The organism is Azospirillum sp. TSH20 (assembly GCF_003115935.1).
In the GTDB taxonomy this organism is placed as follows: Bacteria; Pseudomonadota; Alphaproteobacteria; order Azospirillales; family Azospirillaceae; genus Azospirillum.
In genome coordinates this window covers 34,496-60,123 of record NZ_LGQU01000110.1, presented here as the reverse complement: position 1 = coordinate 60,123, position 25,628 = coordinate 34,496, and the positions used below count along the sequence as shown (strand labels likewise).

General features: G+C 68.3%; 24 protein-coding genes. 3 read left to right on the top strand and 21 right to left on the bottom strand.

Annotation, left to right across the window (positions count from 1 at the left end; genetic code table 11):
• Nucleotides 1-4 precede the first annotated feature (4 nt).
• The 4 genes from TSH20_RS26895 to TSH20_RS26880 form a co-directional block, all read right to left on the bottom strand.
• Nucleotides 5-805, bottom strand: coding sequence for a crotonase/enoyl-CoA hydratase family protein (locus tag TSH20_RS26895; RefSeq protein ID WP_109156858.1), 801 nt, complete (start codon nucleotides 803-805; stop codon nucleotides 5-7).
• A 60-nt stretch (nucleotides 806-865) separates the two neighbouring features.
• Nucleotides 866-2,008, bottom strand: coding sequence for an acyl-CoA dehydrogenase family protein (locus TSH20_RS26890; protein ID WP_109156859.1), 1,143 nt, complete (start codon nucleotides 2,006-2,008; stop codon nucleotides 866-868).
• Between the two features lie 19 nt (nucleotides 2,009-2,027).
• Nucleotides 2,028-3,098, bottom strand: a complete 1,071-nt coding sequence (locus TSH20_RS26885) for an acyl-CoA dehydrogenase family protein (protein WP_109156860.1) — start codon at nucleotides 3,096-3,098, stop codon at nucleotides 2,028-2,030.
• A 237-nt stretch (nucleotides 3,099-3,335) separates the two neighbouring features.
• On the bottom strand, nucleotides 3,336-4,109 hold the full coding sequence (locus tag TSH20_RS26880) for a helix-turn-helix domain-containing protein (protein ID WP_109156861.1): 774 nt from the start codon (nucleotides 4,107-4,109) through the stop codon (nucleotides 3,336-3,338).
• 251 nt (nucleotides 4,110-4,360) lie between these two features.
• Here TSH20_RS26880 and TSH20_RS26875 point away from each other — a divergent pair, with 251 nt between their 5' ends.
• The gene (locus tag TSH20_RS26875; RefSeq protein ID WP_109156862.1) at nucleotides 4,361-5,662 is read left to right on the top strand and encodes a CaiB/BaiF CoA-transferase family protein; all 1,302 of its coding nucleotides are present in this window, start codon (nucleotides 4,361-4,363) and stop codon (nucleotides 5,660-5,662) included.
• Nucleotides 5,663-5,679: 17 nt separating this feature from the next.
• Here the strand turns inward: TSH20_RS26875 and TSH20_RS26870 are convergent, their stop codons facing one another.
• The 8 genes from TSH20_RS26870 to TSH20_RS26830 form a co-directional block, all read right to left on the bottom strand.
• A complete protein-coding gene (locus tag TSH20_RS26870; RefSeq protein ID WP_109156888.1) occupies nucleotides 5,680-6,684 on the bottom strand; it encodes an oligopeptide/dipeptide ABC transporter ATP-binding protein in 1,005 nt (334 codons plus the stop codon).
• Between the two features lie 11 nt (nucleotides 6,685-6,695).
• A complete protein-coding gene (locus tag TSH20_RS26865) occupies nucleotides 6,696-7,700 on the bottom strand; it encodes an ABC transporter ATP-binding protein (RefSeq protein WP_109156863.1) in 1,005 nt (334 codons plus the stop codon).
• Nucleotides 7,701-7,907: 207 nt separating this feature from the next.
• Nucleotides 7,908-8,966 carry an alanine racemase gene (locus tag TSH20_RS26855; RefSeq protein ID WP_109156864.1) on the bottom strand — a complete coding sequence of 353 codons (1,059 nt, stop codon included), beginning with the start codon at nucleotides 8,964-8,966 and terminating at the stop codon, nucleotides 7,908-7,910.
• 80 nt (nucleotides 8,967-9,046) lie between these two features.
• Entirely contained in the window at nucleotides 9,047-9,430 is a 384-nt protein-coding gene (locus TSH20_RS26850) for a RidA family protein (RefSeq protein WP_109156865.1), read from the bottom strand.
• Between the two features lie 38 nt (nucleotides 9,431-9,468).
• Nucleotides 9,469-11,073: a D-aminoacylase gene (locus tag TSH20_RS26845; RefSeq protein ID WP_109156866.1), complete on the bottom strand. Its 1,605-nt coding sequence runs from the start codon at nucleotides 11,071-11,073 to the stop codon at nucleotides 9,469-9,471.
• A 1-nt stretch (nucleotide 11,074) separates the two neighbouring features.
• Complete coding sequence (locus TSH20_RS26840; protein WP_109156867.1) at nucleotides 11,075-11,983, bottom strand: ABC transporter permease; 909 nt, start codon at nucleotides 11,981-11,983, stop codon at nucleotides 11,075-11,077.
• Nucleotides 11,984-11,997: 14 nt separating this feature from the next.
• A complete protein-coding gene (locus tag TSH20_RS26835) occupies nucleotides 11,998-12,939 on the bottom strand; it encodes an ABC transporter permease (RefSeq protein WP_109156868.1) in 942 nt (313 codons plus the stop codon).
• A 211-nt stretch (nucleotides 12,940-13,150) separates the two neighbouring features.
• Nucleotides 13,151-14,725 carry an ABC transporter substrate-binding protein gene (locus TSH20_RS26830; protein WP_109156869.1) on the bottom strand — a complete coding sequence of 525 codons (1,575 nt, stop codon included), beginning with the start codon at nucleotides 14,723-14,725 and terminating at the stop codon, nucleotides 13,151-13,153.
• 143 nt (nucleotides 14,726-14,868) lie between these two features.
• Between TSH20_RS26830 and TSH20_RS26825 the strand changes: the two genes are divergently transcribed.
• Nucleotides 14,869-15,657: an IclR family transcriptional regulator gene (locus TSH20_RS26825; protein ID WP_109156870.1), complete on the top strand. Its 789-nt coding sequence runs from the start codon at nucleotides 14,869-14,871 to the stop codon at nucleotides 15,655-15,657.
• 289 nt (nucleotides 15,658-15,946) lie between these two features.
• On the top strand, nucleotides 15,947-16,816 hold the full coding sequence (locus tag TSH20_RS26820; protein WP_158282067.1) for a ferritin family protein: 870 nt from the start codon (nucleotides 15,947-15,949) through the stop codon (nucleotides 16,814-16,816).
• A gap of 75 nt (nucleotides 16,817-16,891) precedes the next feature.
• Here TSH20_RS26820 and TSH20_RS26815 read toward each other — a convergent pair whose 3' ends face one another.
• From TSH20_RS26815 to TSH20_RS26765, 9 genes are all read right to left on the bottom strand, one after another.
• On the bottom strand, nucleotides 16,892-17,383 hold the full coding sequence (locus TSH20_RS26815; RefSeq protein ID WP_109156872.1) for an L-2-amino-thiazoline-4-carboxylic acid hydrolase: 492 nt from the start codon (nucleotides 17,381-17,383) through the stop codon (nucleotides 16,892-16,894).
• A gap of 26 nt (nucleotides 17,384-17,409) precedes the next feature.
• Nucleotides 17,410-18,120 (bottom strand): ABC transporter ATP-binding protein, encoded by a 711-nt coding sequence (locus TSH20_RS26810; protein WP_199232052.1) that lies wholly within the window; start codon nucleotides 18,118-18,120, stop codon nucleotides 17,410-17,412.
• 11 nt (nucleotides 18,121-18,131) lie between these two features.
• On the bottom strand, nucleotides 18,132-18,902 hold the full coding sequence (locus tag TSH20_RS26805; RefSeq protein WP_109156874.1) for an ABC transporter ATP-binding protein: 771 nt from the start codon (nucleotides 18,900-18,902) through the stop codon (nucleotides 18,132-18,134).
• Nucleotides 18,899-19,951 (bottom strand): branched-chain amino acid ABC transporter permease, encoded by a 1,053-nt coding sequence (locus tag TSH20_RS26800; RefSeq protein ID WP_199232053.1) that lies wholly within the window; start codon nucleotides 19,949-19,951, stop codon nucleotides 18,899-18,901. The genes TSH20_RS26805 and TSH20_RS26800 overlap by 4 nt, the downstream gene beginning before the upstream one ends.
• Nucleotides 19,938-20,852: a branched-chain amino acid ABC transporter permease gene (locus TSH20_RS26795; protein ID WP_085082531.1), complete on the bottom strand. Its 915-nt coding sequence runs from the start codon at nucleotides 20,850-20,852 to the stop codon at nucleotides 19,938-19,940. Before TSH20_RS26795 ends, TSH20_RS26800 begins: the two co-directional genes overlap by 14 nt.
• Nucleotides 20,853-21,066: 214 nt before the next feature.
• Nucleotides 21,067-22,176 (bottom strand): ABC transporter substrate-binding protein, encoded by a 1,110-nt coding sequence (locus tag TSH20_RS26780; protein WP_109156875.1) that lies wholly within the window; start codon nucleotides 22,174-22,176, stop codon nucleotides 21,067-21,069.
• 54 nt (nucleotides 22,177-22,230) lie between these two features.
• Complete coding sequence (locus TSH20_RS26775; protein WP_109156876.1) at nucleotides 22,231-22,728, bottom strand: L-2-amino-thiazoline-4-carboxylic acid hydrolase; 498 nt, start codon at nucleotides 22,726-22,728, stop codon at nucleotides 22,231-22,233.
• A gap of 17 nt (nucleotides 22,729-22,745) precedes the next feature.
• Nucleotides 22,746-24,080 (bottom strand): FAD-binding oxidoreductase, encoded by a 1,335-nt coding sequence (locus TSH20_RS26770; protein WP_109156877.1) that lies wholly within the window; start codon nucleotides 24,078-24,080, stop codon nucleotides 22,746-22,748.
• Between the two features lie 168 nt (nucleotides 24,081-24,248).
• Nucleotides 24,249-25,424, bottom strand: coding sequence for a M20 aminoacylase family protein (locus TSH20_RS26765; protein ID WP_109156878.1), 1,176 nt, complete (start codon nucleotides 25,422-25,424; stop codon nucleotides 24,249-24,251).
• Nucleotides 25,425-25,628 lie beyond the last annotated feature (204 nt).

Below are 25,628 nucleotides of genomic sequence, written 5' to 3'. Positions count from 1 at the left end.
CGGGTCAGCGGCCGGTGAAGTGCGGGTCCCGCCGCTCCAGCAGGCTCGCCACGGCCTCGCGGTGATCGTCCGTCGCATGGGCGAGCGCCTGCATCGCGGCCGACATCTCCAGCAGGCTGTCCAGGTCGGCGTTGCGGCCCTGGCGCAGCAGGCGCCGCGTCATCCGAACGGCATGCGGCGGGTTGGCGGCGATGCGGGCGGCGAGCGCCCGCGCCTCCGCCAGCAGGTCGGTATCGGGCACGACGCGGGAGACCAGCCCACAGGCCAGCGCCTCCCGCGCGTCGATGGCGTCGCCGGTCAGCGCCATCTCGCAGGCCTTGGAGAAGCCGACGACCCGCGGCAGGAACCAGGCGCCGCCATCGCCGGGCACGATGCCGACCTTGACGAAGCTTTCGGCGAAGCGGGCGCTTTCCCCGGCGATGCGCAGATCGCACATGCAGGCGAGGTCGCAGCCGGCACCGACGGCCGGCCCGTTCACCGCGGCGATGGTCGGCACCTCCATCGCCTCGATCAGCAGGGGAAGGCGCTGGATGCCGCGGCGGTAGTTCAGCCGGGTCTGCGCCGGCAGCGGATCGTTGAGTCCACCGGACGCCCCCATCTTCTTGAGGTTCCCGCCGGAGGAGAAGGCGGAGCCTGCACCGGTGATGATGATCGCGCGGGTGGCGTTGTCGGCGTCGAGCCGGGCCAGCGCGGCGATCAGCGTTTCCAGCACATCGTCGTCGGAGATGGGATTGCGCTGTTCCGGCCGGTTCAGGGTCAGCGTGACGATGCCGTCCGCATTCTCTTCAAGCACCGCGTCGGTCATGGCGGTCGGGTCCTTCCTGTTGTGTTTTCTCCGGCCCTGCGTGTTCGCGCCGACAGTGGGTCAGCGCAGGCCGAGGCCGCGGGCGATGATGCCGCGCAGGATCTCGCGGGTGCCGCCGCGCAGCGAAAAGGCCGGGGCGTTGAGGATGGTGTGAGCCAGGACGGCGGCCAGTTCGGTGTCGGCCTGCAACGACGGTTCCACCGACACGACGCCGCGGACGATCTCGGGGATCTCCTGCTCCACCAGGGCGCCGAGATCCTTGACCAGCGCCGCCTGCAGCGCCGGGTTCTCGCCGTTCTGGAGCATGCCGGCCACCGAGCGGGACAGCCGCCGCAGCGTGACGATGTGCGCGGTCAGCCGGCCGACGGCTTCCCTGGCGCGATCCGACGGGTCGTCGCCCAGCGCGCGCACCAGTTCCACCAGCAGGGTGAAGGAGGACAGGAAACGCTCCGGCCCGCTGCGTTCGAAGGCCAGCTCGCCCATCACCTGAGTCCAGCCGTCGCCCATCCGGCCGATCAGGGCGCTGTCCGGGATGAAGGCGTCCTCGAACACCACCTCGTTGAAGTGATGCTCGCCCGACAAATCGGCGATCGGGCGGACGGTGATCCCCGGCGTGTTCAGATCGACCAGCAGCTGGCTGGTGCCGCCCTGCCGTTCTTCCTGGCTGCCGGTGCGGCAGAACAGGATCATGTAGTGGGACTTGTGGGCGTAGGTGGTCCACAGTTTCGTGCCGGTGACGCGGAATCCGCCCTCGACCGGGGTGGCGCGGGTGCGCACCGCGGCAAGGTCGGACCCGGAATCAGGCTCGCTCATGCCGATGCAGAAGAAGCATTCGCCGGCGGCGATGCGCGGCAGGATCGTGTGGCGCTGCTCCTCGGTCCCGACCTTCAGCAGCAGCGGGCCGCTCTGGCGGTCGGCGATCCAGTGGGCCGCCACCGGCGCTCCGGCCGCGAGCATCTCCTCCAGCACGACATAGCGTTCGAGCGCGCTGCGTTCGTGGCCGCCATAGGCCTTCGGCCAGTTCATGCCGATCCAGCCGCGCTCGCCCAGCTTGCGGCTGAAGTCCGCGTCGAAGCCGCTCCAGGAGCGGGCACGGTCGCGCGGCTTGCGGGCGGCCAGTTCGGTGGCGAGGAAGTCGCGGACTTCGGCGCGCAGCCCCTCCACATCGGCGGGCGGAGGCGCGGGGAAGGTGAATGCGGTCATCGTCGGGTGTCTCCGCTGCTCAGGCCGCCGTGATCATCGGCCACAAGCCGTCGGCGCCCGCGGCAATGGCGGCGTGTCCCAGGCGGCGGGACCATTCGGCGTCGTTGCCGAACTCGTCGCGCCAGGACCACAGGCGCCGGGTGAGGTGGTGGAGGCTGTGTTCGTGGGTGAAGCCGATGGCGCCATGGACCTGATGGGCGATGGCCGCCGCCACGCTTGCGGCCTCGCCGGTGCGCGCCTTGGCGACGGCGATGCGATGGTCGCCGGCGGGCGCGGTGATGGCCTCCGCGGCGAGATCGGCGGCGGCAGAGGCGGCGGCCGTCTGGCCGGCCAGCACCGCGAGGGATTGCTGGATCGCCTGGAACTTGCCGATGGGCCGGCCGAACTGCGACCGCTCGTTGGCGTACTGCACCGTCATCTCCAGAACCCGCGCCAGCGCCCCGGCGATCTGGATGCTGCGCAGGGCGGCGCCGGCGGCGTGGAGGCCTTCCGGCGTGACACCGGCGGCGGGCGCCACCTGCGACGGCTCCAGGATGCAGTCGAAGGACAGGTCGTCGCGCGGCTCTCCGGCGAGGTTGGTGCCGGGCGCCACGTCGAAGCGGCCGGCGGGAACCAGCGCGACATGCGGCACGCCGGCGGCCTCGGCGACCACCACCACGCCGGACACCTTGCTGCCCCAGGGCACGCGGCGCGCCACCCCGGTCAGCCGCCAGCCGCCGTTATCCGGCACAAGGGCGAGGGGATGGGCCGTCCGGCCGGCGGTGGTGGTCGGTGCGACCGACAGCGCACCGCCCGGCGCGTCGATGCCGGCACCGGCCAGCAGGCGGTTCGCCAGCATCGTCTCGCCCAGCGGAAGCGGCAGCGCGAAAGCGGCGGCGACGCGGACCGCCGCCAGCGCTTCCACCGGGTCGATGCCGAAGCCGCCCTGGTCCTCCGGGACCAGCGCCAGCGGCAGGCCAAGCTCCTCCACCGCGTTCCAGATGTCGCCCGGCCACTCACCCGCTTCGGCGCGGGCCAGTTCATTGGGCGTGACGATGTTCTGGAACAGTCTGGTTGCCGTATCGACGAGGATCCGACCGGTTTCGCTCATCTTCGTCCCCCCAGCTTTGCCGGTTCAAGATCGTTTCACTGTATGAAACGCCTTTTCATTACCAAAACCGTACAGGGGGATGGTTTGGTTGGCAACCAAATTTGTTAGGGTCACCACCAATTGCCTGGGGCAGGCGGAGGCTGGGTGCTGCATATCCGAGCATGCAGGTGGCGGCATGCAGGCAAGGGGAGGCCTGCCCGACTGGACTGATAAGCCGGTGGAAAAGGGCGGGCCGGATTAGCCCTGGGCGCGGAAAACCTCGGCGAGGCGGGCGGCGGTCGCCTTCAGCGGCTCCAGCAGGCGGTCCACCGCCATTTCGTAGGACATGGCGTTGCGCAGCATCAGGATGTTCACCGATGCGCAGGCGCGCTCGCCGTTCATCACCGGGACGGCGATGGCCCAGACGAGGCCCTCATACTCGCGGTCGCTGTAGGTGCTGTCCATCACGGAGAATCCGCGCTCCCGCACCTCCGCCAGTATGGCGTCGGCCTTGCTCAGATCGACGCTCTCCGCATTCGGGCGGGCGGCGATCTGGGCAAGGATGGCCTGCCGCTCCTCGTCCGGGCAGAAGGCCAGATAAGCGCGGCCGAGCGAAGTCGACAGGATCGGCGCCTGATAACCGGGCCGGCGGTTCAGGGACAGCGGCCCCTGTTCGCGGCTGGTCTGGACGACGATCATGGCGCCGCGATCGCAGATCGCCAGATCGGACGGCCAGCCGATGGACTTGCGGAAGTCCGTCAGGATCGGTTCCGCCGCCGCCCCCAAACTGCGCTGCAGGTCGTAGCCCTGGCTGAGCTGCAGGGTGCGCCAGGAGGGAACATAGGCCGGCCGGCCGGCGACGCGCACGATGTAGCCGGCATGTTCCAGTGTTTCCAGCATCCGCACCACGGTCGCCTTGTCGAGCCCGGTCGCGGCATGGACCGATCCGACCGTCGCCTCCCGCGATGCATTCACCGCCTGGAGGACGTCCAGACCACGCAGCAGGGCGACCACGGGCTTAAAGGACGGCATCTCGGTTCCTCCAACTCATGGGCGATGACGAATCATGGCCATCCGTGCGGCCCGGCGGGGGCCGGGGACGTTAGCCGGACCGCGCGGGATTGTACAGGCGGCCGATTGCCTTTCCGTTGAGCATTGTAACCCAGCCGACGGCACGCTACCATCAATATGAAAAGCCATTTCGCACAGTGAAACGATAGGCGCCGGAGTGGCGCCTGCCGACCAGACGGCGACCATCGGACAGCATTCAAGCCGGGACGATCATGAGCACAGAAAACCACGAGGAGTCGCATGGTGGCGCCGGAGCCGGAGCAGAAGGCGGCGGGGCGCTGGCCGGCATCCGCGTCCTCGACCTCAGCCGGGTGCTGGCGGGTCCCTGGGCGTCGCAGGCGCTGGGCGACCTCGGCGCCGACGTCATCAAGGTGGAGCATCCCGGCCATGGCGACGACACCCGCGCCTGGGGACCGCCGTTTCTTTCGGCGGATGGGGCGGCGGACGGGGCGGATGGCGACGTGGAGCGGCTGAGCGCCTATTACCTGTCCTGCAACCGCAACAAGCGGTCGATCGCCATCGACATCGCCAAACCGGACGGGGCCGACATCATCCGCCGGCTTGCCGCGGACTGCGACGTGGTGATCGAGAATTTCAAGGTCGGCGGCCTTGCCCGCTATGGGCTGGATTATGCCGCCTTGTCAGGCATCAACCCGCGTCTGGTCTATTGCTCCATCACCGGCTTCGGCCAGACCGGGCCGCTGGCTCCGCGTCCCGGCTATGATTTCCTGATCCAGGGAATGAGCGGGCTGATGAGCATCACCGGCCAGACCGAGGGAGAGCCGGGCAGCGAGCCGCTGAAGGTCGGCGTCGCCGTGTCGGACGTCTTCACCGGGCTTTACGCCACGATCTCGATCCTGGCCGCGCTGCGTCATCGCGACCGCACCGGGCAGGGCCAGCACATCGACTGCGCGTTGCTCGACACCCAGGTGTCGGTCCTCGCCAATCAGGCGATGAACTGGCTGGTCGGGGGGATGGTTCCCGGACTGATGGGCAACAAGCACCCGAACGTCGTGCCATACCGCACCTTCAAGGCCCGCGACGGACATGTGATCGTCGCCACCGGCAATGACGGCCAATTCCGGGCGCTGTGCCGGCTGCTGGGGTTGGAGGAGGTGGCGGCGAGCCCGCGTTTCGCCGACAATGCCAGCCGGCTCGCCCTGCGCGACGAGCTGGAGGGGCTGCTGGCCGACGCCATCGCCAAATGGGATCAGGCGGCGCTGCTTGCCGCCATGGCGGAGGCCGGCGTGCCCGGCGGGCCGATCAACCGGATCGATCAGGTCTTCGCCGAGCCCCATCTGGCCGAACGCGGGCTGGTGCGGGAGATGACGCTGGAGGACGGGCGCAAGGTGCCGGTGGTGGGCTACCCGGCCCGGCTGTCGAACTCCCCCGCGACCTACCGCCGCCCGCCGCCCCGGCTGGGACAGCAGACCGCGGAGGTTCTGGAGGAGATGCTGGGCTACAGTCCCGACCGGGTCGAGCAGTTGCGGTCGTCCGGCGTGCTGGGCGGATAAGGCCAGAGGGGCCCCGATCACCCCGCCGCCGTCACATCATCCCGGATGCACGACACCGAATGCCCCGGCGCCACCTGCCGCAGTGCCCGGGCCTCCGGCTCAGCACAGGCTGGCAGGGCGAAGGGGCAGCGGGTGCGGAAGACGCAGCCGGACGGCGGGTTCATCGGGCTCGGCACGTCGCCGTCCAGCAGCATGCGTGACTTCGGCGCGTCGGGATCGGGGTCGGGGGCGGCCGACAGCAGGGCCATGGTGTAGGGATGGCGCGGGCGCTCGTAGAGGGAGTCGCTCGGCGCGATCTCCATCAGGCGGCCGAGATACATCACCGCCACCCGGTCGCTGATGTAGCGCACCACCGCCAAATCATGGGCGATGAACAGCACCGCCAGCCCCAGCTCGCGCTGCAGGTCGCCCAGCAGATTGACCACCTGCGCCTGGACCGAGACGTCGAGCGCCGACACCGGCTCGTCCGCCACGATGAAGTCGGGCTCCACCGCCAGGGCGCGGGCGATGCCGATGCGCTGGCGCTGGCCGCCGGAGAATTCGTGCGGGAAGCGGTCCATGGCGTCGGCGGTCAGGCCGACCTTCTCCAAAAGCGCGGCCACGCGGTCGCGGCGGTCGGCGCGGCTGCCGATGTCGTGGATCACCAGAGCTTCGCCGATAACGTCGCGCACGCGCTGGCGCGGGTCGAGGCTGGCATAGGGGTCCTGGAAGACGATCTGCATGCGGCGGCGCTGCGCCCGCATCTCGGCCGTCGGCAGACCGGTGATCTCCTGTCCGTCGAAGCGGATGGAGCCGCCGGTCGGCTCGATCAGCCGCAGGATGCTGCGCCCGGCGGTGGTCTTGCCCGATCCGGATTCGCCGACCAGCCCCAGCACCTCGCCGCGGTTCAGGTCGAAGGACAGATCGTCCACCGCCTTGACCCAGCCGACCGGCCGTTGCAGCAGCCCGCCGCGCACGGGAAAGCGCTTTTCCAGATTGCGGACGCTCAGAAGGGGCTGTTCGGTCGAAACATCGGAAGTCATGGCAACGGCGCTCATTGCACGTCTCTCCAGCGGCGGCAGCGGGCGGAATGGTCGGGGCCGACCGGCTCCAGCACGGGTTCGGCGGCGGTGCAGGCCGGCTCGGCCAGCGGGCAGCGCGGGGCGAAGGTGCACCCCAACGGGCGGTTCACCGGGCTGGGCACGCTGCCGGGGATGGCGTGCAGCCGGCCGCCGTCGCCGCGGCGCTGGCCCAGATGCGGCATACAGGCCAGAAGCCCGCGGGTGTAGGGGTGCTTCGGCGATTTCAGCAGGGAGCGCACATCGCCTTCCTCGACGATGCGGCCGGCATACATCACCACCACCCGGTGCGCCACCTCTGCCACCACGCCCAGATTGTGGGTGATGAACAGGATCGAGGTGCCGGTCTCCTCCTGAAGCCGCCGCATCAGGTCGAGGATCTGCGCCTGGATGGTCACGTCGAGCGCCGTGGTCGGCTCGTCGGCGATCAGCAGGGTGGGGCGGCAGGCCAGCGCCATGGCGATCATCACGCGCTGGCGCATGCCGCCCGACATCTGGTGCGGATACTCGTCCAGCCGACGCTCGGCCGCCGGGATGCCGACCTTCTTCAGCATGGCCAGCGCCTCCGCCCGCGCCGCCCGGCGGTCGAGACCCTGGTGGTAGCGCAGCGCCTCGCCGATCTGGTCGCCGACGGTGTAGACCGGATTCAGCGAGGTCATCGGCTCCTGGAAGATCATGCCGATTTCGTTGCCGCGGACGCTGCGCATGGCGCGCTCGCTGAGGCGGGCGAGGTCGCGCACCTGGCCGTCGCGGCCGCGGAACAGGATCTCGCCGCCGGCGATGATGCCCGGCGGCGACGGGATCAGCCGCATCGCCGACAGGCTGGTCACCGATTTGCCGCTGCCGGATTCGCCGACGACGGCCAGCGTCTCGTTGCGGCGCACGGCGAAGGACACGCCATCCACCGCCTTCGACACGCCGGGATCGGCGGTGAAGTGGGTTTGCAGGTTGCGGATGTCGAGCGTGAGGTCAGCGTCCATGACGGGATCCTGGATTTGCCGATAATCGCCCTCTCCCGCCCCGGGAGAGGGAGGGGACCCACGAAGTGGGGAGGGTGAGGGGTGGTTCGAGAATCCCGAACCGCATGGCTTCGTGCCCGACCCCTCACCCTTCCCATGCTCCGCATGGGCCCCTTCCCTCTCCCGGGGCGGGAGAGGGAGCTGAACGCGATTGCCCGGAGGGGCAGGTCAGCGGGTGCAGCCGCGCGCCGGCACCGGCCAGTCGCCGACGACCTCGCCGTTGCGGGTGATCGCCATGCGGTCGTGCAGGTTGGTCACCACGCAGACATGGTTGGGCAGGATCATCACGCGGTCGCCGATCTCCGGCCGCTCCGTGCATTTGCTGAGGTCGACCACCGCATGCTCCTCGTTCACGCGGACGATCACCGCGTCGGGGTAGTCGAGGATCAGGCCATAGCCTTCGCCGACCGATGGGGCGACGCGGTCGCTCGACAGCGTCTTGCTGCCGCAGTCCAGAACGGCGCGGTCGGCGGTGGGGCGGCTGACCACGGTGGCGTGGACATGCACGGCGCACTCGTCCAGCGTCGCCACCCCGGCGCCGACGGTGGCGCGGTCGTGGTAGATGTAGGTGCCGACGCGCAACTCGGTCACGCCGGGAAGCTCATGGGTGTCCCAGCAGCCGGGGGTGCCGCCGACCGACACCGTCTCCACCGCGATGCCGGCGCCGTCCAGCAGGGCGCGGGTCTCGGTGACGAAGGGCACGGTGCGGGGACCACGCGGGTAGGTCATCAGGCCGCGGAAGCGGGTCAGCCCGTTGCCGGCGGCGCGGCGGGCCAGCGTCAGCACCTCGTCGGGGGTCTGCACGCCGCAACGGCCGTCGCCGCTGTCGAACTCCACCAGGATGCCGATTTCGACGCCGGCCTCGGCAGCGGCGGCGGCCACGGTGTCGAGGGCGACGGCGTTGTCCAGCGCCACCGTCAGCTTGGTCTTGCCGGCCAGCTCCGCCAGCGGCTTCACCTTGGCGGCGCCGACGATGGGGTAGGTCAGCAGGATGTCTTTGCAGCCGGCTTCGGCCATCACCATGGCTTCGCTGATCTTCTGGCAGGTGATGCCGACGGCGCCCAGCTCGATCTGGCGGAGCGCGAATTGGGGAAGCTTGTGGGTCTTGATGTGCGGGCGCAGCGCCAACCCGTGCCGGTCGCAATAGGCCTGCATCTTGGTCAGGTTATGCTCGACCCGGTCAAGGTCGATGACGGGGACGGGGGTGTCGAGTTCGTCGACGCGCATGGGACCGCTCCGGAACGCAGATTTGGGAAAGAGGCCGATCCCGGCGGTGAAGCGGCGGGATCGGCCATGTACTTAGGATCTTACGCCGTCGGCAGGACGGCGATGCAGTCGATTTCGACCTGGATGTTGTTCAGCTGGCAGCCGATGGTGGTGCGGGCCGGCGGCTCGTTGGGGAAGAACTCCGAATAGAGCGCGTTGTATTCCTGAAAGCGGCCGAGGTCGCTGAGGTAGCTGTTGACCTTCACCACATGGGCGAGGTCGGTACCGGCGGCCTTCAGGATGATCTCCAGGTTGCGCAGGGTCTGGCGCACTTCGCCGGCGAAATCCTCGGGCAGCGCGCCGGTCTCCGGATGGTGCGGCCCCTGGCCCGACACATAGACGAAGCCGTTCGCGACGATGGCGTGGCTGTACTGGCCGGCGGGCTTCGCACCCTTTTCGGCGAAGATCGGCTTGCGGTTGCTCATCGGGTCCTCACTGGTTTTGAAACTGTGTTCTTGACGGATCAGGCGCGGGCCAGGGCCTTGCCCGGACGCGCGCCGGTGTGCCCGCCGTCGCGCTGGACGAACTGTCCGGCGACGAGCACGTCGGTGATGCCGTGGGGCGGGCGCGTCGGATCCTGGAAGGTCGCGCGATCCGCCACGTCGGCGGTGAACAGGGTCAGGTCGGCCATCATGCCCGGCCGGATCAGCCCGCGGTCGGACAGGCCGAAACGCTGCGCCGGGACGGCTGTCATGTGGCGCACGGCATCCTCCAGCCCCAGCCCGCCTTCGCCCCTGATCGCGCGGCCGAGATAGCGCGGGAAGCTGCCGAAGGCGCGGGGATGCGGCTTGCCGGTCTCGCGCGGCAGCCCGTCGGAGCCCAGCATGTGCAGCGGGTGCGACAGCGCGGTCTCCAGATCGGCCTCGGCCAGCTGGAACATGACGATGTTGGTGCGGCCACGGTCGGCGCGGATCAGGCGGACCAGCGTGTCGAAGGGCTGCTCCTTCGCCACCCCGGCAATCTCGGTCAGCGACAGCCCTTCCAAGTCGCGCAGGTCGTCCGCCGAAACGCCGCCGATGCGGACATTCTCCCAGCCGATCAGGCGGATCTTGGATTCCCAGCCGGCATCGTTCGGCGCCTCGCCGTCCTCCACCGCGCAGCGCAGAGCGGCCAGCCCGTCGGCATCGGCCATGCGCGCCAGCAGGGCCTCCACCCCGCCGGCCAGCGCCGACGGCGGCAGAAGCTGCAGGATGGTGCTGGAGCCGGCCGGGTAGGGGTACATGTCGAAACTGACGTCGGTGCCGCCCTTGCGGGCGATCTCCAGCCGCTCCACCGCGCGCGGCAGGCTGCCCCAATAGGGCTTTCCGGCGGCTTGCAGGTGGGAGAGCAGGCCGCTCGCCCCGCCGGCCTTCAGCAGATCGAGGAACTCGTCCACCGAGGCGATCAGCCCGCCCTCGTAGGAACGCACATGGGCGGTCAGCAGCGCGCCATGCTCCGCCACCACCTCCGCCAGCCGCACCAGCTCGGCGCGGTCGGCCCAGGCGCTGGGCGGATAGACGAGGCCGAGCGACAGGCCGTGCGCGCCCTGGCGAAGCTGCTCCGCCAGCAGGGCCGCCATCGCCTCGCGTTCCTCGGCGGTGGCGGCGCGGTTCTGCCAGCCCATGACGGCGAGGCGCAGGGCCGCATGACCGACCAGCGAGACGAGGTTGATCGCGGTGCCGCGACCGTCGAGCGCGGCGCGGTAGCCGGTGAAATCGGCGAAGGTCTCCTGATCGGACACTGTGCCCAGCAGATTGCCGAAATGCTCGCGCAGAGGGCCGCTGCTGTCCGGGTTCTGCGGGTAGAGGCCGAAGGAGCAGTTGCCGACCACCACGGTGGTGACGCCCTGCGCCACCTTCTCCGGCCGGCCGGGCTGGCGCAGCTGGATCAGATCGTCGTGGCAATGGGCGTCGATGAAGCCGGGGGCGAGGAAGCGGCCCGCCGCCTCCAGCGGCTCGGCGTCCGGCGCGTCCAGCATCGGGCCGACGGCGGCGATGCGTCCGCGTTCCACCAGCACGTCGGCCGGGAACCAGGGGGCGCCGGTGCCGTCGATGACGCGGGCGCCTTTGATGAGGAAGGTGGCACTCATCTCATTTCGCCTTCTGGAGCCGGGGGTCGAGCGCGTCGCGCAGCCCGTCGCCGACGATCTGCAGCGACAGCACGGTCAGGACGATGGCGCAGCCGGGGAACAGGATCAGCCAGTCGGCCTGCTGGAAATACTGCTGGGCGCTGGCGATCATGTTGCCCCATGTCGGGGTGGTCGGCGGCACGCCGACGCCGAGGAAGGACAAGGCCGCCTCCGTCAGGATGGCGTAGGCGAAGATGAAGGTGGCCTGCACCAGGATGGGCGACATCAGGTTGGGCAGGATGTGCAGGAAGACGATGCGCGGGGTCGAGGCGCCGAGAGCCGTTGCCGCCTCGATGAAGGGCATCTCGCGCACCACGAGGCAGGCGGCGCGCACCACGCGGGCGACGCGCGGCGTGTAGACGATGCCGAGCGCCAGCACGACATTGTAGAGCGACGGCCCCAGCGCCGCCATGAAGGCGATGGCGAGCAGGATGTCCGGGAAGGCCATCAGCGCGTCGGTCAGCCGCATCAGCAGGCCGTCCAGCGGGCGGATATAGCCGGCGGCCAGCCCAAGCAGCGTGCCGAGCAGCGTCGCCACCACCACCACCAGCAGGCCGACCAGCAGCGACAGCCGGGCGCCCAGCATCACGCGGGACAGCACGTCGCGGCCATACTCGTCGGTGCCGAACCAGTGGGCGGCGGTCGGCGGCTTCAGCCGGCCGAGGATGTCCATCTTCATCGGGTTGAAGGGGGTGATCCACGGCGCCAGCAGCGCCACTGCCAGGATTGCCAGCATGATCAGGAAGGACAGCACCACCAGCCGGCGGCGGAACAGCTGGCGCATCAGCAGGGCGGCCGGCGACCGGCTGTTCCTGGCCTTGGCGGAGGAGGGAAGGGGGACGCTGCCGTGACCGGCGGGGACGCTTGCCATGGAAACCCTCCCTCTCAATAACGGACCCGCGGATCGACCACGGCATAGAGCAGGTCGACCGTCAGGTTGATCAGCACATAGATGGCGGACACCACCAGCAGGGCGCCCTGGATCACCGGATAGTCGCGGCGCAGAACGGCGGAGACGATCAGGTTGCCGACGCCGGGCAGGCCGAACACGGTTTCCGTCACGATGGCGCCGGCGATCATCACCGCGGTGGTCAGGCCGATCACCGTCAGGATCGGGATCATCGCGTTGCGCAGCGCATGCTTCAGCACGACGACCAGCGGCGGCAGACCCTTGGCCCGCGCGGTGCGGACGTAATCATGGCTCATCACGTCCAGCATGCTGGTTCGGGTGAAGCGCAGGATCAGCGCCGAGTTCGGGATGCCGAGCGCGATGGCCGGCAACACCAGATGACGCATGCGCTCCAGCAGATCGGCTTCGGGAGGACCATAGCCGGCAACCGGGAACCAGGCATGGTCGACCGCCAGATACTTGATCAGGGTCAGCCCGATCCAGAAGCTGGGAATGCTGGCCGCCAGCATGGCGAGCCCGACCGCGATCTGGTCGATCAGCCCGCCGCGCTTGGCCGCCGACAGGATGCCGACCGGCACGCCGATCAGCATGGCGATTCCCACCGACATCATGGTCAGCAGCCCGGTCAGCTCCGACCGTTCGGCCAGCGCCTGCGCCACCGGACGATTGAGGAAGATGGACTCGCCCAGGTCGAAGCGGATGATCTGCCCGAGATAGAGCAGGAACTGCGTCAGCAGCGGTTCGTCGAGCCCGAGCCGACCGCGCAACGCCGCGATGTCCTCCGGCGTGGCGGCGGATCCCAGCATGACGGCGGCGGGATCGCCCGGCACCACGCGGGCGATCACGAAGACCACCATGGCGACGAGCAGCATGACGACCATCATGCCGGCAAACCGGCGGACGATGTAAACGAGCATGGTTGCGGTCCCGGACCGTGGAGATATCCCAAAGAAACGATCCCCTCTCCCCCCTGGGGAGAGGGTTAGGGTGAGGGGGGCGCGCGTCGTGAATTTACAAGAATTGCGACGCTCTGATCGTCCCCCGATCCACCCTATGCATCCCCCTCACCCCGGCCCTCTCCCCGGGGGGAGAGGGGGTATAACGGGGAGGTGTCGTAACTCCACCCTCTCAACCCTTCAGGTCGGTGTTCCAGAAGAAGGGCCAGGGCGTCGGCGTGTAGCCGGTCAGCTTGTCGCTGCTGGCGGCGAGGTTGTAGAAATCGCCGACCTTGATGCTCGGCACCTCGCTGTAGAACAACGTCTGCAAGGTCACCCACTTCGCCTTGCGGGCGGCCGGGTCCATCTCGCGGTTGAAGGCGGCCAGCGCCTCCCGCTTGGCCGGGCTGTCCCACCAGCCGGGATAGCTGGGGTTCAGCACGGTGATCAGCGACGGTTCCGGAACGAAGGTGTGATAGGTGAAGAAGGCGTCCCACGCCTTTTCGTCGCCGCGGCGCTGCAGCAGTGTCGCCCAGTCCAGCACCTGCAGATCGACCTTGAAGCCGGCCATTTCGAGCTGGGCCTGCGCCACCATGCTCATCTTGTACAGGAACTCGTACTGCACCGAGGTCATGATGCGGATCGGCTCGCCCTTGTAACCGGCGGCCTTCAGCAGGTCCGCCGCCTTGCCGGCGGCATGGTCGCTGTAGGGCTTGGCGCTGGCCGCGTCGTAATAGGGCGTGCCCTGGGCGTAGATCGACCCCTCCGCCTGGACGAAGGCGGGGTCGCCGAAGCCGGCCAGCAGCATGTCGTTCGGCTCCAGCGCCGCCAGCACCGCCTGACGGATCTTCTGGTTCGCCATGACACCGGTCTTGGTGTTCATGATCATCAGCGGGAAGCCGAAGGGCTTCACGATCACCGGCTTGACGCCGGCCGCGTCCTTGATGCGCGGCAGGGTTTCGGCCGGCAGGCTGTCGGCGAACTGGTACTGGCCGGCCAGCACGCCCGACACCCGGGTGGCGGCGTTCGGCACCGGGACGAAGCGCACCTCGCCGATGACGGCCTTGCGGCTGCCGGCATAGCCGCTGGGAGCGCCGGCGGGGGAGGCGTAGCCGTCATGGCGGACCAGCCGGATATACTGGTCGGGCTTGTGCTCCAGCAGCTTGTAGGGGCCGGTGCCGATCAGCGACTTCAGCGCGCCCGGCCCGTCGATCACCGATTTCGGCACGATGGCGGCGGCGCCGTTGTTCATAGCGAGCAGCGCAGTCAGCGGGGCGAACGGCTCCTTCAGCGCGATGACGACGGCGTCCGAGCCCTTGGCGGCGATGCTCTCCACCAGCGGGGCGACGGTCTTGCCGCGCGGCGAGGCCTTGGTCCAGTGGTCGAGCGAGGCGACCACGTCGTCGGCCGTGACGGTGCTGCCGTCATGGAAGGTGACGCCGCTGCGCAGCGGGATCGTGTAGGTCTTGCCGTCCGCCGACACCTGCGGCAGGGCCGACGCCACCAGCGGGGCCAGCTTCCACTCGCCGTCAAAGGTGAACAGCGTCTCGAACATATGCTGGGTGATGATGCTGACGAGGTCGGACGTGGTGCCGACCGGGTCCAGCGTCGGCGGCTCGCCGATGGTGGCGACGGTGACGACCGATGCGCCGCCCTGCTGGGCCTGCGCCGGCGTGGTCCAGGTTCCGAGGATTCCGGAGGAAAGCCCGCCGGCGGCCAGTGTCGTGCCGAGGGCGGTGTTGAACAGACGTCGCGTGATCCCTGTCATTTCTGCCTCCCCGACCGTTCGTCCGAAATATCGGACATCGGTCTTGTATTCCAGACAAGCAAACGGTATATCGGACAAACACCACTGGCAAGCTGAAAATCCGCGTGGTAATCGGTTGTGGGACGGCAGGGAGCGCGGATCGGATGAAGAGCGGCGGCGTGTTGGAAAAGCAGACAGAAGAGAAGTCGACGGGCCGCGCCCGCGGCATCGACCGAGTCATCGCGCTGATGGACCATCTGCACAGCCGGCGCGCCCCGACGCGCATCGCCGACATCGCGCGCGACACCGGCACCCCGCGCTCCACCATGTACGAGTTGGTCAACACGCTGGTCGAGGCGCGCTGGCTGGAACTGCGCGACGGCGACGGCACGGTCTATTTCGGGCCGGCGATGCATTATTACGGCAGCGATTACCTCGACAGCGTCGACCTGATCCGCAAGGCGCGGGTGGAGGTCGCCCACATCGCCGAGACGGTGGGGGAGACGGCGCAGTTCTGCACGCTGGACGGCGACAAATATCTGGTCGTGCTGAATGAACCGGGCCGGCGCATGTTCCGCATCAGCTCCGAGATCGGCATCAAGGTGCCGATCCCCTGGACGGCGTCCGGCCGGCTGCTGGTCGACCACATGGATGCGGACGAGATCCGGCGCTTCATCCCGTCCGACGATTTCGTCCTGCCCGACGGCCGCCGCATCGCCGAGGACGAGTTCCTGGAGGACATCGGCCGCGCCCGCACCCAGGGCTATGTCCGCACCACGGCGCTGGTCGACCGCTTCACCACCTGCCTCGCCGCGCCGGTCCGCGATCCGGCCGGCCGCTGCATCGCCACCATCTGCTTCGTCGTCCCGGCCGACACGACGGAGGAGGCGCAGCAGGTGATGATCGACACGCTGAAGGCCAGCGCGGAGAGGCTGTCGCCCGGGCGTCCGTGACCGGTCGTCCGCCGAGACCCTTGTCCGCTCGGACGGTATCGTTCGGCTTGCCGTGACTCCGTGATCCCCGGTGTGGAATTTGTCGTTCGGCCGCGTGCTGGTGACGAAAATGTTCTAGACTGTATTGGCAGGGGAGCCCCCTTGGATGGTGATCTGCGCATCCCGATGATTCCCGGGCTGTTTCATCACCCTTGAGGCGCCCGCCAAACCTTCTGAACGCGAGGCCGCAATGGACGCTCCGATCAATTCTGACTTCCCTCTCCGGCCAATCGGCACCGCGGAGGAACTCATGGATGTCGCCGTCGGGATGGAGCACGAGGCGGCTCTGCGCTACGAGCAGCTTGCCGCGACGGTCGCTCGGCAGGGGAAAACGGAACTCGCCACCCTCTTCGGGCGTCTGGCCGAATTGGAAAAGACCCATGAGGACCAGTTGTCCCGCTGGGCTCAGCGCGATGGGCTGCGCGCACCGCAGCCGGTGCGGTTTTCCTGGCGGATGCCGGAGACCTTCGATCAGGCGGAGGGCGCCCAAGTGTTCGGCCCCTACGAGGCCCTGGCGGTTGCCGTGCGCAATGAGGAGCGGGCCTTTGCGTTCTACACCTACGTCGCCGCGTCGGCACTGAACGAAGAGGTCCGCCGCCGCGCCGAGTCGATGGCGCGTGAAGAGTTGGAGCACGTAAGCCTGTTGCGCCGGTGGCGCCGCGAAGCCTTCCACGCCTCCCGGCAACCCAGACGTCGCAATCCGCGCACGCTTGAGGAGCTGTTCGCACTGTCCGCAGCCATGGAGGTCGCATCGGCCGAGGTCAACGATGCGGCCGCGGCCGCCGTCGGGGCCTCCGGTGCCGTGGAGGCGGCGGCCGTGCTGCGCCGGCTGGCCGACAAGGCCCGCGGTCACGCCGGTGGGGCCGCGCCCAATGTTCCGGGAAGCGATGCCGCCGAGGGCGCTCGGGCTGCCGGACTGCTTCGTCCGGGCTCGCTGACCGCGGAGAAGGCCGTGCGCCTGTCGATCCAGGACGCCGAGGAGATCCTCGACACCTATCTCGCCGCAGCCGAGCATGCCACCGAGGAGACCCTGCTCAACGAAGCCCAGAAATTGGCCGAGCAGTCGTTGGGCCGCCTTGCACTTACCCGGTCTCTGCTGGCGAATCCGGACAGGGCCTGAAGGAACGCCGAAGTCGCGCGCCGGCGGCTGGTGTCAGGTGGATCCTGGCACCGGCGCCCCCGGTCCGTCGGGTGACTATTCGCTCTTCGGCTCGAAGCGGTAGCGGAAGTCGCAATGGTCGGCGCCCTGCATGATGGTCTGCGTCCGCTCCATCGTGATGCGGGGATCGTAGCCGGTGCAGAAGGCGGCGTCGCGGTTGCAGGACAGCAGGTGCCCGATCGACCCCAGTCCCATCTCCCGGTACATCTCGGCGTAGCGGCAGCGCGTGACGTTGTAGTCGAAATGGGTTTCGTCCTGCCGCTTCACCTCCAGCCGCAGGGCGTCGTCCTTGGTCCACAGCGGCTGCAGATCGGCGAAGCTTTTCAGGCTGGTCCCCTCCGGCTCGGTCGCGGCGAAGGATTGGGCGGCGGCCAGGGCGGCCTTGGTGATCGCGGCGCCCAGGATCTCCTGTGCCGTGGCCTCGCCCAGCCGGGCGACCATCTCCTCATAGACCGGCTTCAGGATTTCCGCCTCGATGCGGCGGCGTTCCAGAATGCCCAGGGTTTGGGTCCCCTTGGTTTCGGTCATGACAGGCTTCCTTCTCTGAGGTGGCGTCAATGGGCATGGCCGCCGAGGTAGGCCTCGGCGATGCGCGGGTCGTCCCGCAGCTGGGCGGCCGGACCGGCCAGCACGATGCGGCCATCCTCCAGAACCGCGGCGTGGTCGGCGATGCGCAGGGCGGCGCGGGCGTTCTGCTCGACCAGCAGGATCGACACCCCCTCCGCCCGGATGCGGCCGATCAGGTCGAAGATCTGCGCGACGATCTTCGGCGCCAGCCCAAGAGAGGGCTCGTCGAGCAGAAGCAGCGTCGGCTTTCGCATCAGGGCGCGGGCGATGCACAGCATCTGTTGTTCGCCGCCGGACAGCGAACCGGCATTCTGGCGCAGCCGCTCGCTCAAGATCGGGAACATCGCCAGCACGCGGTCCAGCTCGCCCAGCCCGACGTCGCCGCCGCCGAGCACCAGATTCTCGCGGACATTCATGTTGGAGAAGATCTGCCGCCCTTCCGGCGCCTGGGACAGGCCGAGTTGGACGATGCGGTGGGCCGGCATGTTGGTGATCGGCTGGCCGCGGAAGGTGATGCTGCCTTGGCGGGCGCGGTAGATGCCGGACACGGTGCGCATCAGCGTGGTCTTGCCGACGCCGTTGGAGCCGAGCACGGCGACGATGGCGCCCTCCGGCACCTCCAGGCGGACGCCGTGCAGGATCTCCTGCGGCCCCATGGCGACATGCAGGTCCGCGATCGAGAGCAGTGGGGCTGTCATTGGCGGCGCGGTCATTCATCCACCCCAAGATAGGCTTCGAGGACGGCCGCATCGTTGCGGATCGCGTCGGGCGTGCCGTCGGCGATCTTGCGGCCGGAGGCCAGCACAAGGATGCGCTGGCAGATGCCCATGACCAGCGTCATGTCGTGTTCGACCAGCATGATGGTCAGACCCTGTCCGTGCAGCCGTTTGATGAAAGCTGCCAGATCGCGCGTTTCGGTGTCGTTCAGCCCGGCGGCCGGCTCGTCCAGGATCAGGAAGCGCGGCCGCATGGCGAGCGCGCGGGCGATCTCCAGATATTTGCGCTGGCCGTAGGGCAGGTTGGCCGCCAGCTCCGCCGCGACATGGGTCAGGCCGACCGCCTCCAGCGCCTCCCAGGTGCGGTGGCTGATCTCGGCGGAGTGGGCTCTGCCGCCCCTGGAAAAGGGGCCGAACAGGGCGCCGAACGCCCCCTGCGGCAGCGCGCCCACTGCGCCGACCGACACGTTGTCGAAGACCGACATGTTGGGGAAGATGCGCAGGTTCTGGAATGTGCGGCTGATGCCCAGCCGCGCCACCTGGTTGGGCTTCAAGCCGCTGATGGTCCTGCCGGCGAAGGCGACGGTTCCGCCGGACAGCGGGGTGAAGCCGGAAATCAGGTTGAACAGCGTGGTCTTGCCGGCACCGTTCGGTCCGATCAGGCCGACCAGTTCGCCCTCGTCGACATGGGCGGTCACGTCGCCGACCGCCTGCACGCCGCCGAACCGGCGGCTGACGTTGCGGATTTCAAGAAGATGGGTCATCGCCAGCCGATCCCTTCGCCCTTCCGTTCACCGTCGCCGCTGTTGCGCCACGCCGCACCCAGCTGCCGGCGCACCAGCCGCAGGGCGGAAACCTCACCCAGCAGCCCCTTCGGCAGCAGCAGGATGGAGAGGAACATCACCAGCCCGACCATGATGTTGCGGAAATCGCCCAAGGCCCGCAGGCCCTCCGGCAGCAGGATCAGCAGCAGTGCGCCGATGATCGCCCCCGGCAGGCTGCCGAGGCCGCCGACCACCACCATCGCCAGGATCAGGATCGATTCCGAGAATTTGAAGTCGCCCGGCGAGATGTAGCCGGTCATGTGCGCCCACAGGCTGCCCGCCACCCCGGCGAAGAAGGCCGACAGGGTGAAGGCCTCCATCTTCAGCCGCACGGTGCGCACGCCCATGGCGTCGGCGCACTGGTCGTCCTCGCGGATCGAGCGCAGCGCGTTGCCGTAGTAGGAATGGCTGAGCCGGCTGATCGCGACGACCGACAGCGTCACCACCGCCGCCACGGTGTAGTAGGTGGCGAGACGTCCGGACAGGCTGAACCCGAACAGCTCGAACCCCTTGGTGACGATGATGCCGTTCGGTCCCTTGGTGAAATCCACCCAGTTCAGCATGACCAGATACAGCATCTGCCCGATGGCGAGCGTCGCCACGGCGAAATAGATGCTGACCAGCCGCATCGTCGGCAGCGCCACCAGGAAGGCGACCAGCGCCGCCACCAGACCGGACAGCGGCAGCGTGACGGTGAAGCCCAGCCCCAGTTTCGAGGTCAGCAGCGCCGCCGTATAGGCGCCGACGCCGTAGAAGGCGGCGTGCCCCAGATGCAGCAGCCCCGCCACCCCCGTCACCAGATGCATGGAGGCCGAGAGCAGGACGAAGATCAGCGCCAGATTGGCGATCTGGTAGAAATAGCCCCGGTCGAAGCCGGCCAGCAGCGCCGGCAGGGCAGCGAAGACCAGCAGCAGGATCAGCGCCGGAACCAGCAGGCCCCGGCGCCGGGTCAGGCCATCGGCGGGGGCCACAGTCTCAAACGCGTTCACGGCGCGCTCCGAACAAGCCGTTGGGGAAGAAGATCAGGGTCAGGATCAGGAAGCCGTAGGCCACCATGTCCGACCAGCCCGACGAGACGAAGGTCGTCGCCATGCTTTCCGAAATGCCGAGGATCAGCGCGCAGATCACGGCACCGGGGATGGAGGACAGCCCGCCCATCACCATGGCGACGAAGGCCTTGATGCCGGGGGTGAAGCCCATGGCGGGGAAAACCGCGCCGTAATAGAGCCCCATCAGGATGCCGGCCGCCGCACCCATCATCGACCCGACGACGAAGGTGGTGATGATGGTGCGGTCGGTGTCGATGCCCACATACTTCGCACCGAGCGGGTTGTTGGACACCGCGCGGATGGCCAGCCCGACGCGGGTGCGCGTCAGCAGATACTGCAGGCCGATCAGCATGGCGGCGGCGACACCGAAGATGATGAAGTCGCCGGTCACCAGGATCACCGGGCCGACGCGCACCGGCGTGTTGATCAGATACTCGAAGGGGATGGAGCGCATCTGCGATCCGAAGACGATCTCCAGCGCCTCGCGCACCACGATGGACACCGCCAGCGAGGAGAGCAGCGTCGATTCCCGCATCGCCCGCGACTTCAGCGACGCCTCGTCGGTGAAGCGGCGGAACGGCTTGAAGGCCAGCCGCTCCAGCGAGAAGCCGGCCAGCGCCCCGATCGCCAGCGCGCCCAGGATCACCGCCACGATGGGCGGCGCCGTGGCCGAGATCAGGACCAGCCCGGCGAAAGCGCCGAGCGTGTAGATCTCGCCATGGGCGAAGTTGACGACGTTCAACACGCCGAAGATCAGCGTGAAGCCGATCGCCATCAGCGCATAGGTCATGCCCAGCGACAGGCCGATGGCGAGCTGCTGGAGGTAATAGGGATCGAACATGCGGGCTCTGTCGCTGGGGAAGAGGGAAGCGTGGTTGGGGCCTTATGGTTCCCTCTCCCGCCCCGGGAGAGGGAGGGGACCCACGAAGTGGGGAGGGTGAGGGGGAGCCCAAGAATCCCGAACCGCATGGCTCCTTGGATCACCCCTCACCCTTCCCATGCTCCGCATGGGCCCCTTCCCTCTCCCGGGGCGGGAGAGGGAAACACAGGTGCCCTCAGTCGGCGACCGGAACGAAGGCGCCGCCCTTGACCTCGACCTTCACCAGCTCCTTTTCGGCCTCGCGGTCGGCGCTGAAGCTGGTCTTGCCGGTCACGCCGGGGAAGTCCTTGGTCTGGGCCAGCGCGTCGCGCACCTTCTCGCGGGTCGGGTTGGGCGAGGCCTTTTCCACCGCCGCCAGCATGATGCGCACCGCGTCATAGGCCTGGGCCGGGAACTGGCCGGGGACGGCGCCGTCCGAGCGCTTCTTCCATTCCTCGACGAAATGCTGGACGTTCGGCGACGGGTCGGTCGGCAGGAAGTTGGAGGTCAGGTGCATGCCCTCCGCCGCCTCGCCGGCCAGTTCGATCAGCTTCGGGCTGTAGGCAGCCGAGGTAGAATAGACCGGCGTCTTGACGCCGAGCTGGTGCAGCTGCTTCAGGAACTGCGCCCCGTCTTCATAGAAGAAGCCGGTGTAGATCGCGTCGGGCTTCGCACGCTCCAGCTTGCTGATCAGCGAGCGGTAATCCTTCAGGCCGCGGTTGAAGAACTCCGAAAAGACGACCTTGCCGCCGTCGGCCTTCACCGCGTCGGAGAAGCCGCTGACCACCGACTGGCCCCAATCGGTCTGCTCGGCGATCACCGCGACGTTCTTGAGGCCCTTGGACGCCATCCATTTGGCGTTGTAGGGGCCTTCCTGCGCCTGGGTGGCGATGTTGCGGAACTGGTACTTGGAGATCTTGGTGTAGTCGGGGTGCGAGGCGGTCTGCGACAGCTGAGGCATGCCGGCCTCCTTGTAGACCTGCGCCGCGGCCATCGACACGCCCGAGGTGAAGTCGCCAAGAACGCCGACGATCTCCTTGTCGTCCACGAACTTGCGGGCGATGTTGGTGCCTTCCTTGGCGTCGGACCGGCTGTCCTCGAAAACGATCTCGACCTTGAACGGCTTGCCGGCGGCGTTGAACTCGGTCAGCGCGATCTCGGCGGCCTTGCGGAAATCCTGGCCGTACTGCGCGGTGTCGCCGGTCAGCGGCAGCTGGTAGCCGAGCTTGACCGTGTCGGCGGCGAAAGCCGAACCGGCGATCCCGGCAGCGGCAAGCGTCGTGAGCGTGAGGAGGCGGAGTTTCATGGCGGAGACACCCTCTTCTTCCGTTTGGCTTCTTATGCTTTGCAGCGCGTGGAATTATTCGGCGGCTTTGGCGCCCGGCAGGACCTTCAGCCGGCAGCAGCCCTCGTCCCCCGGCTTCCAGGTCTCGCCCTTGAAGACGAAGCCTGCCGCTTCGAACAGCCCGCCGTCGATGGCGCCGGCCATCTTGCAGAGCAGTTCCAGATCGGTGTCGGAGCGGCCCTGGGCCTGCCAGGCCTCCTTCAGCGGGCAGCGGTGGAAGTGGATTTCCAGCGCCTCGCCGTCGCACCGCTTGATCTCGGGCGCGAACATGCTGTCGCGGTTGGGAATGCCGTCGAGGAAGGCATGGCAGAGGCCGGTCAGGTCGTCCGGACCATGGCCGGCATACTTCGCGCCCATCGCCTCGCCGAGGCGGCGGGTGGCTTCCTGGCCGACCTCCAGCGCCGCTTCGGTGCCGAACCGCTCGCGCAGCACGTCGAACATATGGGCGTATGACGCCGCGCGCATCGCATAGGCGTTGCGCAGAAGGGTGGGGTAATCGGGGGTATCCGACATGCCGGCCGTCTCCTTGATTAGATTTCGCGGGCGTCGTTCCAGCGGTATTGCAGGATCTTCAGCGGACCGACGCGTTGCAGCAGGGCATTGAAGGGCAGGGGAGTCGGCGGGGTGAAGGGCAGGGCGAGGTCCTTCGGATCCTGGCCGATCGCCGCCCGCGCCAGTTCCCGACCGAGCGAGATCGACAGCGCCACACCGCGCCCGTTGCACCCGGCCCAGGCGAAGCCGTTCGGCCCCAGCCGGTGGACGCGGGGAAAGTAATCGGTGGTCATGGCGATTCGCCCATTCCACACGTAATCGAAGCTGACGCCGCTCAGCGCCGGGAACATCCCGGCCAGACGGTCGCCGACGATGCGCTTCAGCCGTTCCGCCCCGTTCACCGGGATCAGCAGCGCGCCGCCGGTCACCAGCCGGTTGTCGGCGGTGTAGCGCATGAAGCGCAGATCGCCATGGGTGTCCGACATCGCCTGACGGCCCGGCAGGATGGTTTTGCGGACATTGTCGCCCAACGGCGCGGTCGCCATCTGCCAGGACAGCACCGGCACCACCTCCGTCCGGATCTCATGGAAGACGGCGGCGGCATAGCCGTTGGTGCCCAGCACCAGCGCGTCGGCGGTCACCAATCCCTGCGGCGTGCGGGCGACCCACATGTCGCCGCGCCGTTCCACCGACAATGCCGGGGAGTTGACGTAGACCGCCGCCCCGGCCTCGACGGCCTTGGCGGCAAGCCCGCGCACCAGCGCCAGCGGGTTGATGTGCCCGCCGGTCCGGTTCATCCAGCCGCCGTAATAGGCATCGGTGCCGAGAAGGGCGGAGACCGCGGCGCGGTCCAGCAACTCCACGTCGGCGCCGTACCGGCCCCATTGGGCGGCCCGGCGCTCGGCGATCTTGATGCGGCCCGGCGAATGCACCGGCTGAACCCAGCCGGTCTGCTCCGCCGCGCAGTCGATGCCGAGACGGCGCACCAGATCGAACAGGGTGGAGGCGCTGTCACGGATCAGGCCGACGAAGCGCTCCCCGGCTTCGCCGCCGAAACGGGCGACGAGGTCGGCGGGATCGGGGCGGGTCAGGGTCGGGATGACCTGCCCGTTGTTGCGTCCCGAAGCGCCCCGGCCGAGTTCGGACGCCTCCAGCACCACCGCGTGCTTGCCGGCCTCCGCCGCGTGCAGGGCGGCCGACAGGCCGGTGAAGCCGCCGCCGATCACCAGCACATCGGCCTGCACGTTGCCCTGCAACACCGGCAGGTCCGGAGGCGGCGGGGCGGTGGCCTCCCATAGCGAGTCGGGGCGTCGCCAAATCCCGCCCCGACCTGGAATGTCCTGCGCCTGGTCTGCCACGTCCGCTTGCCCCATTCGGTCAAAATCCGTCAGGACCGATCCGTTGCTGGTTCAGGTCCCTTCGTTTCCAGACAAACTATGAGACAAAAGGCACACGTGCGCAATTCCCAAGATTTTCTCGCAAAAACATTCTTATGCCATGTGTCGTGCTGGGAAATTCATGGGAATTGCACAAGAAGCAGATCACCCGGCCTTCGGCAGCACGGTCTCGGCCAGCCGCACCCAATAGCTTGCGCCGATCGGCAACACCGCGTCGTTGAAGTCATAATGCGGGCTGTGCAGATTGCGCCCCTGGTCAGAAGGCCCGGCACCGACCCAGATGTAGCAGCCCGGCCGCTTCTGCAGCATGAAGGAGAAATCCTCCGCCCCCATGCTGGGCATCGGGTCCAGATCAAGGGCGTCTTCTCCGACCACCCGCGCCGCCGCTTGCCGCGCCAGTTCGGTTTCCTTGACGCTGTTGGTGGTGGGGGGATAGCGCCGTTCGTAGCGCAGGCTGGCCTCGACGCCGAACCCGCCGGCGATGGCGGTCGCGACCTCGCCCATGCGGCGCTGAACCAAATCCTGAACCTCCGGCCGGAAGGTCCGCACCGTGCCACGGAGTACGGCGGTGGCCGGCAGGACATTCCACGTGTCGCCGGCGTGGAATTGGGTGACGCTGACGACGGCCGAATCGATGGGATGGACGCTGCGGGCGGCGATGGTCTGCCAAGCCCCCACGATCTGGCTTCCCACCATGATCGTGTCCGTTCCCATGTGCGGCATGCCGGCGTGGGTGCCCTTGCCGGTCAGGGTCAGCTCGAAGATGTCGTAGGCGGCCATCAGCGGGCCGGGGCGCAGCGCGATGCGGCCGACCTCCAGCCCCGGCCAATTGTGCATGCCGAAGACCTTTTCCACCGGGAAACGGTCGAACAGCCCTTCTTCGACCATCACGCGTCCGCCGCCCTCATTCTCCTCGGCCGGCTGGAAGATGAAGACGATGGTGCCCTGGAAGAGGTTGGGATTCTCGGTCAGGTGGCGGGCCGCGCCCAGCAGCATCGCCGTATGGCCGTCATGCCCGCAGGCGTGCATGCGCCCCGGATTGCGCGAGCTGTGGGGCAGGTTGGTTTCCTCATGGATGTGCAGCGCATCCATGTCGGCGCGGAAGCCGACCATCGGACCCTCGCCGTTGCGCAGGATCCCGACCACCCCGGTCTTGGCGAGGCCGCGATGGACCTCCAGCCCGAAGGAGGCCAGCTTTTCCGCCACGAAGTCGCTGGTCCGCTGTTCCTCGAAGGCGGTTTCCGGATGGGCGTGCAGATCGCGCCGCCATTCCGTCATGTCCGCCGTCAGCCTGTCCATTCCCGTCGCCATCCCGTCCATCGCCTGTTCCTCTTGTTCGGGCAAAATCCTGTTTCAATCCTGCCCAACTTATACCGGAACCGAAACGGTCTATTTCGGCCGGAACGCCCGAAGCCCTTCCGTGACCCCGCGTGATGGTGGGGACCGCCCGGCGCCGTCCGGCGCAGGAGTTCCCTGCCGCCGCCGTACAACGAACAAGCGCGGCCCGATGCCGCCGACGGGTTC